The following is a 17,651-nucleotide window of genomic DNA, read 5'->3' as shown; positions in this document are numbered from 1 at the left end:
GCACGATATGCAGCCCTCTTGCAGGTGACCACGACAATTAATTTATATTCAGATCTTTTCTATTCACGACTACCTACCGGCAGCGCACTCAATGGATAACACAATAAAAAGGACTTCCAACCCAGCGCCTCTCTATCGCGCGCTTCTTCTGGGTCTGTGGCTACTGGGGTTGCTCTGCCTTGCCACCCTGGGCTTCTTCGCCTGGCAAAGTTTCTATCCGGTCAGCGCTGCCAATAACTGGAGTGTGCAAGTGATCCACCGCAATGTGGAAAAGGCTGCGTCGCTGATGCCAATGCTTGACGGTTCGCTGATGGTCAGCCAGGAATTGAGCAACAGCCTTGGCAGTATCGTGCGCATCTTGCCCGACGGAAAACGCGAACAGGTGGTAGGAAATTTATCCAAACCGGATGGGATGGTCGCCACTCAAGGCGGTTGGGTATTCAGCCAGGAAGTGGACGGCGCGCCGGTCAGTTTCCTCAAGGACGGCGTCGTTACCGAGCTGTTCAAGGGCGACAGCGTGCAAGGGCTGTGGGACGACGGCGAGTTCCTTTACGCCATCGAAGACCGCAAGGTAGCTGCCCGCATACTGCGCTATCGCTGGAGCGACAAGACCTTGAGCGTCGTGCGTGACCAACTCAGCGAAGGCGAGTCGATCGTTCGCTGTACCGATGGGCGCATGCTCTACACGGAAAAGAAGAAGGGTGTGGTCCGCGAATTAACCGAGGACGGTAGCGATCCAGTGGTACTGAGCCAATTGAACAAACCCACCTTCCTGATGTGCGATGAACGCGGGTTATGGATCAACGAGGATTCCACCCACCGCGCGCGTTTGTTGTTGATCGACAAGCAAGGACGCCAGCAGACGATCCTGTCTTTCCTGAAGGCGCCACAGTCGATTGTGCGTACGACGAAGGGAACGTACCTGGTGGCCGAAGGGGGTCGTGACCGGATCCTGGAGCTGGTGCCATCCGTGGCACGACTAGACCCGGTTACAGCTGAAACCGCGCCACCGCCTCATTGAGCGACACGGCCAAGCGCGCCAGCTCTTGGCTCGACCCGTTGATCTGCCCTGCTCCCGAAGATGATTGCGCGGACAGGTCACGAATGTTGACGATGTTGCGATCCACTTCCTTGGCCACTTGCGCCTGCTCCTCGGCGGCGCTGGCGATGACCAGGTTGCGCTGGTGAATCTGGTCGATGGAGTCGGTGATCTGGCTCAAGGCTCCACCGGCGCCTTCGGCCAGGATCAAGGTTTCGCTGGCCCGCTGGGTGCTCGATTGCATTGAGGTCAGTGCCTCGCTGGAGCCACTGCGCATCGCGGTGACCATCTGGTCGATTTCCAGGGTCGATTGCTGGGTGCGATGGGCCAGCGCACGCACTTCGTCGGCCACCACGGCAAAGCCACGCCCGGACTCACCGGCACGCGCCGCCTCGATGGCGGCGTTCAGGGCCAACAGGTTGGTCTGCTCGGCGATGGAGCGAATCACATCGAGCACCTTGCCGATGTCCCGCGATTGATCGGCGAGGTTTTGCACCAGGCTCGAGGTTTCACCGATGTTGGTACTCAACGCCTGAATCGCGCTGACCGTCTCGCCGACGCGCTGCTGGCCATCGCGGGCCGTTTCATTGGAGAGCCGGGTGGATTCGGAAGTGGAGACTGCATTACGTGCCACCTCATCGGCGGCCGAAGTCATCTCGTTGACCGCGGTGGCGGCTTGCTCGATTTCAGCGGTCTGCTTTTGCAGGCTGCGGCTGCTCTGGTCGGTGATGCCGTTGAGGTCGGTGGCCGATGCCGCCATCTGCCCGGCCGACTGGCGAATCAGCTGCAAGGTACTGCGCAGGCTGCCTTGCATGCTCTGCAGTGCCACCAGCAGGCGCGTCACTTCGTCATCGCCGGTGACTTCAACGGTTTGCGTCAGGTCGCCTTGGGCGACGTTTTCTGCGGCGCGCACCGCGTGGCTGAGCGGGCCGACAATGCTACGCGTCAGCAACCAGGCCAGGGCCACGGTGCTCAACGCCGCCAGCAGCACGAAGCCGAAGACCATCGTGCGCGAGCGGCTGTACTGCAACTCGGCCGTCTGGCCCTGCAGGTTTATCTGGGCGTTGTAATAGTCGGCCAGGGCATTGAGCTGATTGCCGGAACCGTCGACCACGGTCTTCATGTCCACCAGCAGCAACTTGTTCAGCTCGGCGGTCTGCTGCTTGTCGGCGAGGATGAATGACTGAGTGAGACCTTGCTGATACTGACGCAGGGAGACCTGGAACTGATCATAAAGATTGCGTACCTCGGGGGTATCAATCACCGCATTCAGGTCGGCCAGTTTCTTCGTCAGATCCTGGCTGCGGGTGTCCATCTGGCTACGGTATTGCGAGAGGCTCGCGGGATTGGGATCAAGGGCCATGCGCAGGGAAATAGTGCGGATGCGCAGCATGATTTCGCGGATATCCGAGACCAGGCGCATTTTCGGCACCAGGCCACTTTCAACCTGCACGGCGCTTTCGCGGATGCTTGCCATGTTCGAGAGCGCAAAGAACCCCAACAGCGCCACGAGCAAGGCAATCAAGGCAAAACCGAGACCCGCACGGCGGGCGATGGACAGGCTGCGGAGCGACATGGCGATTGTTCTCATTATGGGCATACGACATCGTATGACAGAGTTTCGGCCAGTCAGGGCGGGACTTTAGGGGTGTCGACCAGAAGTTAAGAGATATAAATTATCGACGTGAGAGGCCCACGGGGCGGACGCGCCTTGAATGTATTTCCAAGGCAGTCCGGGGCGCTTTATTCAGCGGGTTACATCGACCACGCCTGCGCACTTGCAAAAAACGCCTGAGCATTACTGTCCAGCGTTTCCAGGTGATACCCGCCCTCCTGCACGATCACACACGGCAACCCCAATCCACGAATGCACTCCCCCAGCCGCGCAAATCCTTCCCGTGTCACCGCCACTTTGCTTTGCGGATCCAGCTCGTAGATATCGAACCCCAGCGACAACACCAGCACGTCCGCCGAGAAGTCCTTCACTGCCTTCAATGCCAGTTCCAGCTTTTGGAAAAACACCGCCTCACTCGCGCCATGCGCCATCGGCAGGTTGAGGTTGAAGCCTTCCCCCTTGGCTGCGCCGCGCTCCTCCGCAAAGCCTGCAACCCCCGGATAGAAGTTGGTCGGGTCGCCATGAATCGACACGTACAGCACGTCATCACGCTCGTAGAAAATCTCCTGGATGCCTTGCCCATGGTGCATGTCGGTGTCGAGTACGGCGACGCGCTCGAAGCCAGCGTGCAACGCCTGCGCCGCAACCGCCGCGTTGTTGATATAGCAGAACCCACCGGCTGCATCAAAACGCGCGTGGTGGCCTGGCGGGCGGCACAGCGCGTAGGCCGCGGGTGCGCCGTCGAGGATGTCCCGGGCGGCAGCGACGGCGCTTTGGGCGGACCAATAGGCCGAGCGCCAGGTGAGTTCGCCAATCGGGCAACTGCCGTCGGCGAGGTAGCGCGCCGCCTGGGCAAGGATGCCGCGCAGGGCGTTGGGCTCGCGCACGAAGATGTTGGACATGACTTCGTCGCCCCAGTCTTCGGGGATTTCTTTCCAGCGCTGGTGGGCTTCCTGGAGGAAGGCCAGGTAGGCCGCACCGTGCACAGCCAGCAGTGGATCAAGGCCGTGGTCGTGGGGTTGCTGGATGTCGAAGCCCAGGTTTTGCGCGGCCAGCAGCAGATTGCGGGCGCGCTCCGGGACTTCCTGCGGGGTACGCATCTGGCCACGGGAGTAGTAGCTGCGAGGATGGTGCAGGAGTTGTTCGGGGTGGAAATAAGTACGCATGGGATTTCTCCTGATGGGCACACATCTGCGGTTGAACACCGGACCTGTAGGAGCTGGCTTGCCTGCGATTGCGGTGGCTCAGATACAAATTTGTTGCCTGAACCACCGCTATCGCAGGCAAGCCAGCTCCTACATTTTGATCGTGTTCAACCTTGCAGAAATGTTTCGTTAATTAGCCTGGCCGGCACGTTTCAACACGGCATTGAGCAATACATCGGTACCCTGGCGAACGTCCTCGGGCAGCACATCTTCGGCTTCGTTATGACTCAAGCCTCCCACGCACGGAATGAACACCATCGCCGTGGGGCAGAACCGCGCCAGGTGGATGGCGTCATGGCCAGCACCGCTGACAATCGATTGCTGGGCATAACCCAACGCATCCACGGCGGACTGCACACAGGCGACACACTCGGCATCAAACGGTGTCGCCGGGCTGATCCAGTGCGGGCTGACGGTGACGCTCAGACCACGTTGGGCGGCGATGTCCTGCAAGCGGGTGCGCACCTGTTGCTCCATGGCTTCTATGTCGGCGTCGCGGTGATGACGCAGGTCGACGGTAAAATTCAGCAAGCCGGGAATGGTGTTGCGCGACGACTTGGCGATGCTCAATTCACCCACGGTCGTGAGGCCCTCAGGCGCAAAATCAGCCGCCAGGTTTTCCAGCGACTGGATCATCTGCGCGGCGCCGTACAAGGCGTCCTTGCGCAGTGGCATCGGCGTGGTCCCGGCATGGGCGGCCATGCCTTCCACGCGCACGTCGAGCCAGCGAATCGCCTGCCCACCGGTGACCACGCCAATGCTCTTGGCGTTGTCTTCCAGAATAGGACCTTGCTCGATGTGCGCTTCAAAATACGCATCCACCGCGCCGCCCAATGGGCGCTCGCCGTTGTAGCCGGTGCTGCGCAACGCATCCGCCACGCTGACACCGGCGACATCCCGGGTGGCCAGCGCGTTATCCAACGCCAAGGTGCCAGTGAACACCGCCGAGCCGAGCATGGCCGGGGTAAACCGGGCGCCCTCCTCGTTGGTCCACACCGCGATTTCCAGCGGTTTGCGGGTCTTGATGCCGTGGTCGTCGAGGCTGCGGATCACTTCCAGTCCGGCCAGCACACCATAGACGCCATCAAAACGCCCGCCTTCCGGCTGGGTGTCGAGGTGGCTGCCCATCATCACCGGCGCAGCTTCAGGGTCGGTGCCAGCCCGGCGGGCGAACAGGTTGCCGATGGCATCGACGCTCAGGGTCAGCCCGGCCTCTTCACACCAGCGGCTGAACAGTGCGCGGCCCGCCTGGTCTTCGGCGCTCAACGCCAGGCGGCAACTGCCACCGCGGGCCGTGGCGCCGATTTCGGCCATGGCCATCAGGCTGGCCCACAGGCGCTCGCCATTAATCTTCAACATACACATTCTCCAATCAAACGCTTCAAGCCATTTCAAGACGGTGGGCGGTGGCGTGACGCCGGGACAACGCAAGTACGCACAGCAGCGAAACCGCCGCGATCGCGCTGTAGAACACAGCCATCGGCCACCACTGGCCCTGGTATTCATGGGCCAGCCAGGTGCCGATCAACGGCGTGAGGCCACCGGCCAGTGCGCCGCACACTTGGTAGGCCAGGGAGATGGCGGTGTAGCGCACGCGGGTTTCGAACAAGCCGCTGACGAAGCCTGCAATCACCGCATAAAACGAGGCCATGCACACCACGGCCAGGGCGATGCCGAGGATGATCAATGGCGCCTGGCCGCTGCTGACAAGCACGAACATCGGATAAGGCGAGGCCATCGCAAGCACGCTCATCGCACACAGAAAGCGTGTGGCACCGACCTTCTCCGCCACCCAGGCCGCCAGCGGCTGGACACAGAACTGGATGATGGCCACGACAAACAGGCATTCCAGAATCAACGAGCGCGGCAGGTTAAGTTGCTGGGTGGTGTAGGCAATCATGAAGGTATTGGTGAAATACACCCCGGCAATCCCCAGGGTGTTGGCGCCGATGCACAGCAGCAGCGGGCGCCAGGCCGTTTTCAGCACTTCGATCACCGGGGCCTGATCCTGGGTGATGGCCCGGGCCTTTTCTGCCTTGGCTTTGTCTTCCAGGAACTCAGGCGATTCGTTGACGCCCAGGCGGATTGCCAGACCGACGATCAACAACAAGGCACTGGCCAGGAACGGCACGCGCCAGCCCCAACTGAGCAGGTCGGCCTCCGGCAAACGGGTTACCGCACTGAAGGCCAGCAACGACAGGATCAAACCCGCCGGGCTGCCCAACTGTGCAAAGGAGGCAAAGAAATTGCGACGGCCTTTGGGTGCATGTTCGCCGGCCATCAGCACCGCCCCGCCCCACTCGCCGCCAACGGCGATGCCCTGCACGATGCGCAGCAGCACCAGCAACACCGGCGCCGCGACGCCGATCTGCGCATAGGTCGGCAACAGGCCGATACATACGGTGACCACGCCCATCATCACCAGCGTGATCACCAGGGATTTCTTGCGACCGATACGGTCACCGATATGCCCAAACACAATGCCGCCCAATGGCCGGGCGAAAAAGCCCACGGCAAAGGTGCCGAACGCGGCCATGGTGCTGAACAGTTTGTCGTCGGAAGGGAAGAACAATTGACCGAACACCAGCGCGGCGGCGGTGGCGTAGATGTAAAAGTCGTACCACTCGATCATGGTGCCGATGAAAGCGGCGGCCGCGGCACGGCGCGGCTGCGGCGAAGCGGAAGGCTTCATGGGGCTGGCTCCTTTGGTTATTTTTTTGGCAGGAGAAAGGACTGGCGCACGCGCTCTGATGGCGCTGGTTGAGGGTGATTTTTCGTCTCAGCCCTATGATTAGTCAATTTTCTATTTATTATTCCGATTATAAATCCTGCTTATTATCGAGCTGTCGACATGCCTGAAAACCGCCGCGATGTTCATCCGCTGCTCAATGACCGCCTGGACTGGAACCTGTTGCGCACCTTCAGGGTGATCGGCCAGGAGCTGAGCATCAGTCGCGCCGCCGCCCGCCTGCACCTCACCCAGCCGGCCATCAGCCAGGCGCTCAAGCGCCTGGAAGAACAGCTCGACTGCCAGTTGATCGCCCGGCGCGGCCCGCGCTTTGTGCTGACCGAAGCCGGCGAGCAGATTTTCGCGATCGCCGGCGAGATGTATGGCCAGGTCTCGCAGATGAGCAACGCCCTGCAAAAGCCTGGCGACGAGGTGCTTGGCAAAGTGCGGTTGCTGATGATCAGCCGGATCAGTTCGGACACCTTTGATGACTTCCTGGCGGACTTCCATCGCCAGCATCCCCGGGTCGACCTGGACGTTGAGGTGATGCGCAGCTCTGACATCGTCGCCGCCCTGCTGGAGAAAACCGCGACGCTGGGCCTGAGCCTCAATCGCCGGCCGCAACCACGGCTGGAGCAGCACCTGTTCCTACGTCAGCGTTATGCATTTTTTTGCGGGCGGCATCACCCGTTGTTCGGACGCACCGGGCTGGCGGAGGGAGATTTGCAGTCGGAGAACTTCGTGAGTTTCACCAGCGACCAGATCGGCGGAATGCTCTCGCCGTTGACGATCTTTCGCGACCAGCAGGGCTTCAGCGGGCGCATCGTGGCGTCGTCCTCCAGCCTGGAGGAAGTGCGGCGGTTGGTGATTGCCGGGTTTGGCCTGGGCTGCCTGCCGATTCATGTGGTGGCCGAGGATGTGAAGCATGGGTTGCTCTGGCGCCTGCCGCCAGACGAAGGGATTACCGACGTGGATATCCACCTGCTGTGGAACCGTGAGCAGAAGATGAGCCGGGCGGAGACGGTGTTTATCGAAAGCCTGTCGGCACGGTTGGCCGCAGAATAAATGGCGTGATATGCAAGTCACTTGGCGGCCTCTTGCTAGTGTATGAGAGAAGCCGGTCGACCATCATTCGTTCACAGGTTACTCCCGCAGTCTCAAACGAAGAGGTGTTCGAATGTCCAGGATATGGTTTATCACCGGCAGTTCCCGCGGCCTCGGCCGCTCGATTACCGTAGCCGCCCTGCGCGCCGGTGATCGTGTGGTTGCCACCGCGCGCAATCCCAAGCAGTTGGATGACCTGGTGGCCGACTACGGCGAGGCGATTTATCCGGTCACGCTGGACGTGACCAACAACCAGCAGGTGCTGGAAGCGGTGGATGCCGCGGTGAAACATTTTGGTCGCCTGGATGTGGTGGTCAATAACGCCGGCTACGGTGACCTGGCGTCGGTGGAAGATGTGACGCTGGAGGATTTTTCCGCGCAGATCAGCACCAACTTCTATGGTGTGGTGCACGTGAGCAAGGCCGTGGTGCCGGTGCTGCGCGCCCAGGGCCGTGGGCATATCTTCCAGGTATCGTCGTTGGGTGGCCGCATCGGCATGGCCGGCCTGGCCGCGTATCAGAGTGCGAAATGGGCAGTCGGTGGATTTTCCACAGTACTGGCACAGGAAGTCACACCACTGGGCATCCAGGTGACCGTGCTGGAGCCGGGCGGCATGCGCACGGACTGGTCGGGCAGTTCCATGACGATTCCGGCCATCAGTGAGCCCTACCAACAAACGGTCGGCGCCCTGGTTGAATTGCTCAACTCCCCCGGCATCCTGCCGACGGGTCCGGACCGGGTTGCCGAAATCGTGCTGGAGCTGGCACTGAACAAAGACGCCCCGCTACGCTTGCTGATCGGCAGCGATGCCGTGCAATACGCCGCCCGGGCAGCAGCAGACTTGGCCGAGTCGGATAAGAAGTGGCATGACCTCAGCGTGTCAGCCTCGGATTAATCTCACGCTTTTGAAAAAGGTGCCGCATGCCTGACGTGACCCAACCCCGTTTCAACATACCGGATGTGTTCTGGCTGGCGCTGCAGAGCGTCGGGCTGGAGCCGTCGGTGGTGTTGCGTCAGGCACGCTTGCCCATGACCCTGCATATCCGCGAGCGGCGAGACCGGCGGCAGGTGACGACGCTGGAGTTCTTTCGCTTGTGGGAGGCGGTGCGCATACTTAATCCTGATCCGGCTGTCGGGATATTACTGGTGACGCGGCTGGATATCACCGCGCTTCCACCCTCCAGCTTTGCCGCTTTTATCGCCCGGGATTATCGCGATGGCCTGCACCGCCTCGCCCGCTTCAAGCAATTGTGCACACCCGAGCGCCTGCAGGTTTGCGAGGATGGCCGTACCTGTACGGTGACCATCGACTGGTTGCACACGCCAGAATTACCGCCTGCGCTGCTGGTGGATGCGGCGTTTGCGACGTTTGTTGAATTGGGGCGACGGGGAGCACGGACGCAGATCACTCCCCTGCAGGTCGAACTGGTTCGCCCGGACGATGGCAGCCGTGCACTGGCCGAGTTTTTCGGTTGCTCCGTGCGTTTTGGTGCCGGGCGCAACGCGCTGATACTGGACGCCGCCGATCTGGACCGATCTTTTCCGGGGTACAACCCGCAAATGCTCGAAATGCTGAACCCGGGCCTGGTGGCAGCGCTTGCCGAGGCCTCGACACCGGCCAGCATCAGCCATCAGGTCAAGATCACCCTCAAGCGCTTCCTGGCCAGTGGCCGCCCCGAGATGGTCGAGGTAGCGCGGGAGCTGGGCATGAGCGAACGCACGTTGCAACGGCGCATTACCGAGGCCGGCACCAGTTTCAGGCAACTGATGCTGGAAACCCGCCAGGAAGTGGTGCGGCATCTGCTCACCGAGCCGTCGATTGAGATAGACGAGATCGCGTGCCTGGTGGGCTATGAAGATACCAACTCGTTTTATCGTGCGTTTCGTTCCTGGGAGGGGACGACGCCGGCTCGGTGGCGGGCGTTGCAGACGCCCTCATCGTCTCATTGAAGCTATGCCGACAAAGCCTTCTCGGCACTGCGCGCCATGATCTGCAAATCCTCGAACGGGTTTCTGCCAATCAACATGAACGCATGGGACGGGCTGGACCAAAACACCACGTTCATGCCCCGGCGCTGTTCGGTGGCCATGGCCACCGCACCTTTTTTCGCCGCCGTAATGCACAGCGCCAGCGGGCCGTGGCGCGCGTCGAGGTAGGTCAGTTGGCCGATCAGTACGCCGTCATAATCGAGGATTTGTGCGCGGCGAAATTCGGCGCCAGGCAGGTGTACTGCATCCGGGTTCAACGGCAGGCCGAGCCGGGTCCCGACCGAACTCAGCTGGGCGATATGGGAGTCGGGATCGGCGCTGAGGTTTTCCAGGGTCTGGGGCGTATACAGCGCCATGTATTCGGCAACCGAGGCACGCCAGCCCGAACCGGGCTCAGGCCGGGGCCAGGTCATGAACAAGCGATCAGCGACCACACCGGCCACCGCAAAGCTTGCTGCTACCGCGAGAAATTTGCGTCGACTCAGGGTGGGTGTTTGTGCCGGCGGCAAGGCATCGAGCATCACCTGCAAACGCTCTGTAGGGGCTTGATCGAGAACCGAATCGAAGGCTGATTTGAACGGCAAGTGGCCGCGCTTGAGCAGCTCCAAGCGGGCCGTCACGGCAGGATCGATCCCCAGCAGGTTATCGATAACCTGACGCTGCTGAGGGTCTAACTCACCGTCCAGGTAAGCCACCAGCAGTTCATCCGACGGTGGTGTATTTTGAGTCATCGTCGTTCTCCGCTCGATTTATCCAACAAGCCGCTTGAGTGCGCAGTTTCAGCCAGCTTCATGCGCGCAGCGGCCAACCGGCTCATCACCGTTCCTACGGGAATATGCAGGACTTCGGCAATTTCCTTGTATGAGAGGCCTTCGACGTAGGCCAGAAAAACAGTCTCCCGCTGCGCTTCGGGTAATGCATTGACGCGCTTGATCACCTGCGCGGCCAGGACCTGGTCCTGAGCCAGGGCTTCACCGTCGAACGACAACGCCTGCTCGGCGTCGACAAACCCCTGCCCTTGCCGTACTCGCTGGGCGCGCAATTCGTTAAGCCAGATCGAATGCATGATCGTCAGCAACCAGCGGTCCAGCCGCGTGCCAGCCACGAACTGGCCTGCACGCTCCAACGCCCGCACGCAGGTGGCTTGCACCAGGTCATCAGCCACATGCTTTTGTCGCGACAGCACCAGCCCGTATCGCCATAAACGTGGCAACAGCTGGCTCAACTCTCGGCGCAACTCAGCGTCTGTGGTGATGGCAATCTCCCGGCTGTTCGCTCACAGCTTCAAGCCTGAGGCGCGGCGGCGATGGCTTCTGCCAGGTCTTCGTACTCTTCGCAGGTGGTGCTGCACAACGCCTTGATCTTCACCAGTTGCTCCTGGGCCAGGTCCACACGGCCCTTGATGACGTAGGCCTCCCCCAGGTACTCACGGACTTGTGCGTAGTTGGGGTCCAGTGCCACGGACTTCAGGTAGTAGCTGATGCCTTCATCGGTGCGCCCCAGTTTGCGGGTGGCGTAGCCGCGGTAGTTCAGGGCCTTGGCGGTGTTCGGGTTGTGCAGGGTGTCGAGCAGTGACAGGGCTTCTTCGTAACGCCCGTCCTTGGCCAGGCGGTAGGCGTAGTCGGTGCGGTCGGCGTCCGACGTGGCCTTGCTGGTTTGCAGCACGCACTTGCCGGTCTTGGTATCCCAGACCTGGCCTTTGGGGCAGTTGGGCTTGGGCGGCGCCGATTCGTCACCGGAGGCATGGGCCTGGCCGGCCAATAGCGCGGCGGCCATACAGGCGCCGAAGAACAAAGCGGTGCGGTAACCAACGGCGTGCTCGGGACGACTCTTCATGGCATTCATGCTCCGTAACGATAGGGAAAGTACAGCAGCAAACTCAGTAGGGAAGATCGCCACGAGGGGCCGGCAGCATGCGGCGCAACGTGCTGTCGCGCTGGATGTAGTGATGCCACAGCGCGGCGCAGGCATGCAGCCCGGCGAGTACGATGATCGCCCAGGCGACATTGTTGTGCAGGCCGCCCAGGGTGCCACGCAATTCGTGATCAATCACAAAAGGCGCTGGCACCGGGAACAGTCCGAAAAACTTGAAGGGCTCGCCCTGGGCCCAGCGGAACAGGAAGCCCAGGGTCACCTGCGTCAGTAACAACAGGTATAGACAGCCGTGGGCGATTTTGGCGGCCACGTTAAGCGCAGGGTGATTGTCGGCCTTTGGGTGATTGCCGCCGAACACACGCCAGAGGATACGTGCAGCGATCAGCACCGCCATGGCGATGCCCAGGGAGATATGGACCGATTGCAGGCCCTTGCGCAGTGGCGTGCCTTTTTCCAGGTTTTCCCAGACGTGGGCGCTGGCGAACATGAAGATCACCAGGGCGGCGGTCAGCCAGTGGAAGGTGCGGGTCAGGCGGTCGTAGCGGTCGGCGGGATTGTTCATGGGCGTTTCCTGAGTGGTCTGTGTGGTGAACACCGCAGCAGGAAAACTTATTCAGAGGGATGGAAAATTTACAGATTAGACTTGTTTATTTTCCAACCCCGCATCCTTGGTCAAAATATGCGAACTAAATGCTAGAAACTCATCCAGGTGTTTTGTAATGATCGCTACAGTAATCGGCAATTGAAGCGTCTGGTACTCGTGAACAGCAATGTTACGGAACCCGACCATGTTCTTCAGGTTGGTCAGCAACGCAGGATTGACCCAACCGCCCTGACATAACAACTCAAACACGTCACGAGCTCCTTGTGGAACACCCAGGCGCTCACGACGAATCAAGTGCTGGCCCATGTCCAGCGCTGCCTCACAGGCACGCTGAATATTCAAAATCGCCGCATCCTGGCGCGTGAAATCGGTGGTGAAGCTGGTGGGATCCTTATCGTATTCCTGACGGGCGCGCGCAACGCAACGCTCAATACTGGCTGCTTTATTGATGAGAACATCATCGACCATAAACTTTCCCTTCCTTCTGGATATCCGCCAACAATTCAGCCCTTGCCGTGTCCAGCGCGGTTTTTTCGCTCAGGACGTAGCTCTCGAATAGACCCGCCTGGACGTTCCCGGACCAGAGCCGACGCCCAGTGGTCAATACTTGGTATTGCATTACCGTTGAGGCTGCGCGCAAATCAAGCAAGTCGACGGGAACTCCAACGATATCGGCCAACTCCCCAGAAAGCTGCCATAGCAATAAAGGCTCGACCACTCCCGCAGAAAGGACCGCAACATCCAGATCACTCTCACTACCTGCCTCACCCGTCACTTGGCTACCGAACACATACACAGCCAATAGCTCGGGAACTTCAGCCTGCAAATGCGCCAGTACTTTTTTAAAATTCATGACCGATGTCCGAAGCGCCAATTAACGAAGACCGTAGCAGAATTCATTATGCAGTTTCTGACTGAAAGCAAAAAACCCCCGACAACATTGAAGTTATCGGGGGTTTTTCATTTTTCAATAATGGCGGAGAGATAGGGATTCGAACCCTAGGTACCGGTGAAGGTACAACGGATTTCGAATCCGTCCCATTCGGCCACTCTGGCATCTCTCCAACGGCGCGCATCATAACAGCCTGTTTCCTGGAAGCAAAGCGCCAAAGCGATTTTTTTCCGTGCTATCAGATGCTTGCGTCGGTTACAGCGGTACGCCGAGACGATTGGCGACTTCTTCGTAGGCTTCGATGACATCACCGAGGCCCTGGCGGAAGCGGTCTTTATCCATCTTCTTGCGAGTGTCTTTGTCCCACAGGCGGCAGCCGTCCGGGCTGAATTCGTCGCCCAGGACGATGGAGCCGTCGTGGAACACGCCGAATTCCAGTTTGAAGTCCACCAGCAGCAGGCCGGCGTCGTCGAACAGTTTGCTCAGGACGTCGTTGACCTTCAGCGACAGCTCCTTCATGCGAGCCAGTTGCTCAGCGGTGCCCCAACCAAATGCCACCACGTGGGATTCGTTGATGAACGGGTCACCCTTGGCGTCGTCTTTCAGGAACAGCTCGAAGGTGTAGGGGTTGAGCTTGAGGCCCTCCTCCACGCCCAAACGCTTCACCAGGCTGCCGGCCGCATAGTTACGCACGACGCACTCGACCGGGATCATGTCGAGTTTTTTCACCAGGCATTCGTTGTCGCCCAGCAGTTTGTCGAATTGGGTCGGAATGCCGGCCGCTTCGAGTTTCTGCATGATGAAGGCGTTGAACTTGTTGTTCACCATGCCTTTGCGGTCGAGCTGTTCGATGCGCTTGCCGTCGAACGCCGAGGTGTCGTTGCGAAACAGCAGGATCAAGCGGTTGGCGTCGTCGGTCTTGTAAACCGATTTGGCTTTGCCGCGGTAGAGTTCTTCACGTTTTTCCATGATGGGCTCCGCTTGCTAAGTAGGTGGGCTAGGCGATGTGTCGCCAGTCGAGCCCTGAATCTTGATCGGCCAGTTGCAGCCAGTCCGGGTCGCACCCAAGGGTGTCGACAAAACATTGCCGGGCCAGCTGCGGCAGGTTGTTCTTGCTGCTCAGGTGGGCCAGGACCAGGTGTTGCAGGTCTTGCCAGCCCAACTCATACACCAGGTACGCCGCCTGGTGGTTGTTCAAATGTCCAAACTGCCCGCCGACCCGCTGCTTGAGAAAGGCCGGGTAGTGGCCACGCGCAAGCAGGTCACGGCAGTGGTTGGACTCGATCATCAATGCGTCGAGGTCCCGGTAACCGTCCAGCACCTTGGCGCAGTACGAACCCAGGTCAGTGAGCAGGCCAAAACGCCGTTCACCGTCACTGAATACGTATTGCGTCGGTTCCTGGGCATCGTGGGCCACTTCAATCACATCGATGCTCAAGGCACCGATCTGCAATTGTTCGCCACCGGCCAGCAAACCTGCGGGTTCAATCGGTTTGCGCATCCCGCGCAAGGTGCCGCGACTCAGGTACACCGGAAGATTGTAGCGCCGAGACAGCAAACCCACGCCATGCACGTGGTCGGCATGTTCGTGGGTCACCAGAATCGCGCTCAGCTGCGCGGGGTGAACCCCCAGGCGCAGCAGGCGCCGCTCGGTTTCCCGCAGGGAGAAACCACAATCCACCAGGACGTACGTGTCGTCGTGGGCTACAAGCGTGCCGTTCCCTTGGCTACCGCTGCCGAGAACGGCAAAACGCATCGGATCAGCCCAGGTTGTCCTGAATCACGCCCAACACTTTGCGCGCCACTTCTGCCGGCGCCACGGTGTTGATGTTTTTCTCGACGGTGACTTGCACGCTTTCGCCTACCTTGCTCAAACGAACCTGGTAACGCTCGGCGCGGGTCTCGATCTCTTCCTTGGTCGGCTTGCTGCCGAACAACTTGCTGAAGAAACCTGGCTCGTCGTCTTTCTTCTCGGCTTTTTCGGCCAGGTTGATGTAGTACAGGCCCAGGCTGCGGTTGATGTCTTCAACGCGCCATTCGCCGTGCTCCAGCGCGCGGCCGACACTCGACCAGGCGCGGTCCAGGTCTTCACCCAGGTTGAGCACCACGTTGCCGCTGCCGTCTTCGCTGAGGCTGACGCGGCTAGGTGTGTCAAAGCTACCGGCGGCGAGCAGGGAGACGGAACCGCCCTTCTCGGAAATACGGCTCATGCTGGCGAGCATTTCGTCGACCAGGGCAGCGTCCACGCCGGTGTTGACCGAACGTGGGGTGAAGTCGACGTTGGCGGTGCTGCCGGCAGGACGCTCGGCGCTGACCACGTAGACTTCACTGGTGTTTCGTTGCACGCCTGGCTCGATACGCACGCGGATGCGGGCTTCGCTGTCATTGGCTACACCACCGGCCTGCAGGCGCTTGGCCATGGATGCCGACAGTTCGCTGGTGTGCTGCCACGCGGTGGTGAACTCACCGGTCTGCGGGCGTTGTTCGTCAAGGCGGAAACCGTTGTCCTGGAAGAACTGCACGGCCACCGGCCAGACTTCGGCAGGTGGGCGCTGGGCCATGACCCAACGGGTGTCGCCGCTCTTCTGCAGGCTGTAGTCGCTGGCCTCGGCCACGGCCGACAGCGGCTGTGGACGCGGCACTTCGTATTCACCCTTGAAGGTGTCGTCGGCCACGTTGCGCGGAATCGGCAGCAACGGGTCAAGGCGCTTGGCGACATTGACGTCCGGCGGCAATTTCATCGGGGCAGTTTGTTGGGCTTCCAGGTAATCGCTACCGCGGTCGCGGAAGTAGCCTTCCGGGCCCCAGATCCAACCGCAGCCACTGGTGCTGGAGATAATCAAGGCAAGTGCGGAAAGTCCGGCCAATCGCTTCATGCGTAGTGCTTCCTCAATTAAACCAGGACGCCGGACTGGCGCAGGGCCTGTCGCAGCGGTTCGTGACAGGCTTCGCTGAGCCAGGTGAGCGGCAGACGGATACCGTCCGGCATCAGGCCCATCTCATGCAGCGCCCATTTCACGGGGATAGGGTTGGATTCGATAAACAGGGTTTTGTTGAGCGGTGCCAGTTGTTCGTGGATCGCCCGGGCCTTGACCGCATCACCGGCAATGGCTGCGGCACACAGCTCGCTCATGGCGCGCGGTGCGACGTTGGCAGTCACCGAGATGTTGCCTTTACCGCCCAGCAGGATCAGCTCGACCGCCGTGGCGTCATCACCGGAGTACACCAGGAAGTCGCTGCTGACGCCGGCCAGGATGTCCTTGGCGCGCTGCAGGTCACCGGTGGCTTCCTTGATACCGATGATGTTCGGTACGGTGGACAGGCGGATCACGGTCTCGGCCTTCATGTCGCAGGCGGTGCGACCGGGTACGTTGTAGAGGATCTGCGGGATATCGACCGCTTCGGCAACGGCGCGGAAGTGCAGGTACAGGCCTTCCTGGGTCGGCTTGTTGTAGTACGGCGTCACCAGCAGGCAGGCATCGGCGCCGGCTTTCTTGGCGTTGCTGGTCAATTCGATCGCTTCGCGGGTCGAATTGGCGCCCGTGCCGGCGATGACAGCAATGCGCCCTGCAACGCGCTTGACCACGAACTCGATCACTTCGATGTGTTCTTCCACATCCAGTGTGGCCGATTCACCTGTGGTGCCGACCGCCACGATGGCGTTGGTGCCCTCTTGCAGGTGGAAGTCCACCAGTTTGCCCAGGCTGTCCCAGTCGAGATTACCTTGTGCATCCATGGGTGTGACCAGTGCCACCATACTGCCCGCAATCATGCAACTGCTCCTGCCGGAAAAAGAGAGCGGTAATGGTACTGGCGCCAAGATGCTTGTACAAGCGAAGTACCGCCTGAGGATGCGTTCTGGATCAACTTAGTTCGCGGCAGCGCCATCATTCTGCCAAAGCGGGGTTTGATGAAGCTGATTACGTAATGAAAACGCCACCTCCTAGCCCTTGGCGATGGTTTTCGCTACCCTTCATCCTTTGATTGATACCGCTTGCATCGTATCGACCGCTCATCGCTTTAGGAAGGCTGCATGTCCACCCCCACAGTCCGCGAACAATTCCTTGTCATCAGTGCCCTCGGCGCCAACCCCATGGAGCTGACTAACGTCCTGTGCCGCGCCAGCCATGAAAACCGCTGCGCCGTCGTGACCTCCCGCCTGACCCGCCATGGCGAGTGCAGTGCGCTGGTCCTGCAGATTTCCGGGACCTGGGATGCCCTGGCCCGCCTTGAAACCGGTTTACCGGGTTTGGCGAAGAAGCATGACTTCACGGTCAACGTGGTGCGCAGCGCCGCCCTGGAAAACCGTCCGCAGGCCCTGCCCTACGTGGCCTATGTCAGTTCGGCCTACCGCTCGGACATCGTCAACGAGCTGTGCCAGTTCTTTATCGACCACAACGTCGAGCTGGAAAACCTGACCTGCGACACCTATCAGGCTCCGCAGACCGGCGGCACCATGCTCAACGCCACCTTTACCGTGACCTTGCCGGCCGGCGTACAGATCAGTTGGCTGCGCGACCAGTTCCTGGATTTCGCCGATGCCCTGAACCTCGACGCACTGATCGAGCCTTGGCGCCCACAGAACCCTATGTAAGGAAGT

Annotated in this window: 19 protein-coding genes, 1 tRNA gene and 1 pseudogene; 5 read left to right on the top strand and 16 right to left on the bottom strand. The window is 60.4% G+C overall.

Annotated features, from left to right (window positions below; genetic code table 11):
- The first annotated feature begins 169 nt into the window (after positions 1-169).
- Positions 170-1,021 (top strand): hypothetical protein, encoded by an 852-nt coding sequence (locus C0058_RS07435; RefSeq protein ID WP_003211926.1) that lies wholly within the window; start codon positions 170-172, stop codon positions 1,019-1,021.
- On the opposite strand, the gene C0058_RS33215 is transcribed toward C0058_RS07435, so the two are convergent.
- From C0058_RS33215 to C0058_RS07415, 5 genes and pseudogenes are all read right to left on the bottom strand, one after another.
- Entirely contained in the window at positions 990-1,799 is an 810-nt protein-coding gene (locus tag C0058_RS33215; RefSeq protein ID WP_371316412.1) for a methyl-accepting chemotaxis protein, read from the bottom strand. The two genes, C0058_RS07435 and C0058_RS33215, sit on opposite strands and share 32 nt — an antisense overlap.
- A 48-nt stretch (positions 1,800-1,847) precedes the next feature.
- Positions 1,848-2,615: pseudogene (locus tag C0058_RS33210) on the bottom strand (MCP four helix bundle domain-containing protein); the annotation flags it as partial.
- A 179-nt stretch (positions 2,616-2,794) separates the two neighbouring features.
- Positions 2,795-3,820 carry a histone deacetylase family protein gene (locus C0058_RS07425; RefSeq protein ID WP_102368302.1) on the bottom strand — a complete coding sequence of 342 codons (1,026 nt, stop codon included), beginning with the start codon at positions 3,818-3,820 and terminating at the stop codon, positions 2,795-2,797.
- A 168-nt stretch (positions 3,821-3,988) separates the two neighbouring features.
- On the bottom strand, positions 3,989-5,218 hold the full coding sequence (locus tag C0058_RS07420) for a Zn-dependent hydrolase (protein WP_102368301.1): 1,230 nt from the start codon (positions 5,216-5,218) through the stop codon (positions 3,989-3,991).
- A gap of 22 nt (positions 5,219-5,240) precedes the next feature.
- Positions 5,241-6,551: an MFS transporter gene (locus C0058_RS07415; RefSeq protein ID WP_003211933.1), complete on the bottom strand. Its 1,311-nt coding sequence runs from the start codon at positions 6,549-6,551 to the stop codon at positions 5,241-5,243.
- A gap of 159 nt (positions 6,552-6,710) precedes the next feature.
- On the opposite strand from C0058_RS07415, the gene C0058_RS07410 reads away from it, so the two are divergent.
- From C0058_RS07410 to C0058_RS07400, 3 genes are all read left to right on the top strand, one after another.
- Positions 6,711-7,652 carry a LysR family transcriptional regulator gene (locus tag C0058_RS07410; RefSeq protein WP_003211934.1) on the top strand — a complete coding sequence of 314 codons (942 nt, stop codon included), beginning with the start codon at positions 6,711-6,713 and terminating at the stop codon, positions 7,650-7,652.
- 112 nt (positions 7,653-7,764) lie between these two features.
- A complete protein-coding gene (locus C0058_RS07405; RefSeq protein ID WP_102368300.1) occupies positions 7,765-8,586 on the top strand; it encodes an SDR family NAD(P)-dependent oxidoreductase in 822 nt (273 codons plus the stop codon).
- A gap of 26 nt (positions 8,587-8,612) precedes the next feature.
- Positions 8,613-9,641 carry an AraC family transcriptional regulator gene (locus C0058_RS07400; protein ID WP_102368299.1) on the top strand — a complete coding sequence of 343 codons (1,029 nt, stop codon included), beginning with the start codon at positions 8,613-8,615 and terminating at the stop codon, positions 9,639-9,641.
- A gap of 2 nt (positions 9,642-9,643) precedes the next feature.
- Here the strand turns inward: C0058_RS07400 and C0058_RS07395 are convergent, their stop codons facing one another.
- The 11 genes from C0058_RS07395 to dapA form a co-directional block, all read right to left on the bottom strand.
- Complete coding sequence (locus C0058_RS07395; protein ID WP_102368298.1) at positions 9,644-10,411, bottom strand: anti-sigma factor; 768 nt, start codon at positions 10,409-10,411, stop codon at positions 9,644-9,646.
- Positions 10,408-10,905, bottom strand: a complete 498-nt coding sequence (locus C0058_RS07390) for an RNA polymerase sigma factor (RefSeq protein WP_003211943.1) — start codon at positions 10,903-10,905, stop codon at positions 10,408-10,410. Before C0058_RS07390 ends, C0058_RS07395 begins: the two co-directional genes overlap by 4 nt.
- 59 nt (positions 10,906-10,964) lie before the next feature.
- Positions 10,965-11,516 carry a tetratricopeptide repeat protein gene (locus C0058_RS07385; RefSeq protein WP_256579560.1) on the bottom strand — a complete coding sequence of 184 codons (552 nt, stop codon included), beginning with the start codon at positions 11,514-11,516 and terminating at the stop codon, positions 10,965-10,967.
- 43 nt (positions 11,517-11,559) lie between these two features.
- The gene (locus tag C0058_RS07380; RefSeq protein WP_102368297.1) at positions 11,560-12,117 is read right to left on the bottom strand and encodes a cytochrome b; all 558 of its coding nucleotides are present in this window, start codon (positions 12,115-12,117) and stop codon (positions 11,560-11,562) included.
- Positions 12,118-12,192: 75 nt separating this feature from the next.
- A complete protein-coding gene (locus C0058_RS07375) occupies positions 12,193-12,627 on the bottom strand; it encodes a DUF86 domain-containing protein (RefSeq protein ID WP_003211948.1) in 435 nt (144 codons plus the stop codon).
- Positions 12,617-13,012 (bottom strand): nucleotidyltransferase domain-containing protein, encoded by a 396-nt coding sequence (locus tag C0058_RS07370; RefSeq protein ID WP_087692601.1) that lies wholly within the window; start codon positions 13,010-13,012, stop codon positions 12,617-12,619. The genes C0058_RS07375 and C0058_RS07370 overlap by 11 nt, the downstream gene beginning before the upstream one ends.
- A gap of 121 nt (positions 13,013-13,133) precedes the next feature.
- A tRNA-Ser gene (locus C0058_RS07365) sits at positions 13,134-13,223 on the bottom strand.
- Positions 13,224-13,306: 83 nt separating this feature from the next.
- Positions 13,307-14,020 (bottom strand): phosphoribosylaminoimidazolesuccinocarboxamide synthase, encoded by a 714-nt coding sequence (gene purC / locus C0058_RS07360; protein ID WP_003211975.1) that lies wholly within the window; start codon positions 14,018-14,020, stop codon positions 13,307-13,309.
- 28 nt (positions 14,021-14,048) lie between these two features.
- Positions 14,049-14,807, bottom strand: coding sequence for an MBL fold metallo-hydrolase (locus C0058_RS07355; RefSeq protein WP_003211977.1), 759 nt, complete (start codon positions 14,805-14,807; stop codon positions 14,049-14,051).
- Positions 14,808-14,811: 4 nt separating this feature from the next.
- Positions 14,812-15,927, bottom strand: a complete 1,116-nt coding sequence (gene bamC / locus C0058_RS07350) for an outer membrane protein assembly factor BamC (protein ID WP_102368296.1) — start codon at positions 15,925-15,927, stop codon at positions 14,812-14,814.
- A 17-nt stretch (positions 15,928-15,944) separates the two neighbouring features.
- Positions 15,945-16,823: a 4-hydroxy-tetrahydrodipicolinate synthase gene (dapA, locus tag C0058_RS07345; protein WP_003211981.1), complete on the bottom strand. Its 879-nt coding sequence runs from the start codon at positions 16,821-16,823 to the stop codon at positions 15,945-15,947.
- Positions 16,824-17,084: 261 nt separating this feature from the next.
- On the opposite strand from dapA, the gene C0058_RS07340 reads away from it, so the two are divergent.
- Complete coding sequence (locus tag C0058_RS07340) at positions 17,085-17,645, top strand: glycine cleavage system protein R (RefSeq protein ID WP_003172487.1); 561 nt, start codon at positions 17,085-17,087, stop codon at positions 17,643-17,645.
- Positions 17,646-17,651 lie beyond the last annotated feature (6 nt).

Origin of the sequence: Pseudomonas sp. NC02 (genome assembly GCF_002874965.1) — a bacterium.
Taxonomy (GTDB): Bacteria; Pseudomonadota; Gammaproteobacteria; order Pseudomonadales; family Pseudomonadaceae; genus Aquipseudomonas.
The sequence above is the reverse complement of the archived record's forward strand: the minus strand, read 5'-3'. Positions and strand labels throughout refer to the sequence as shown.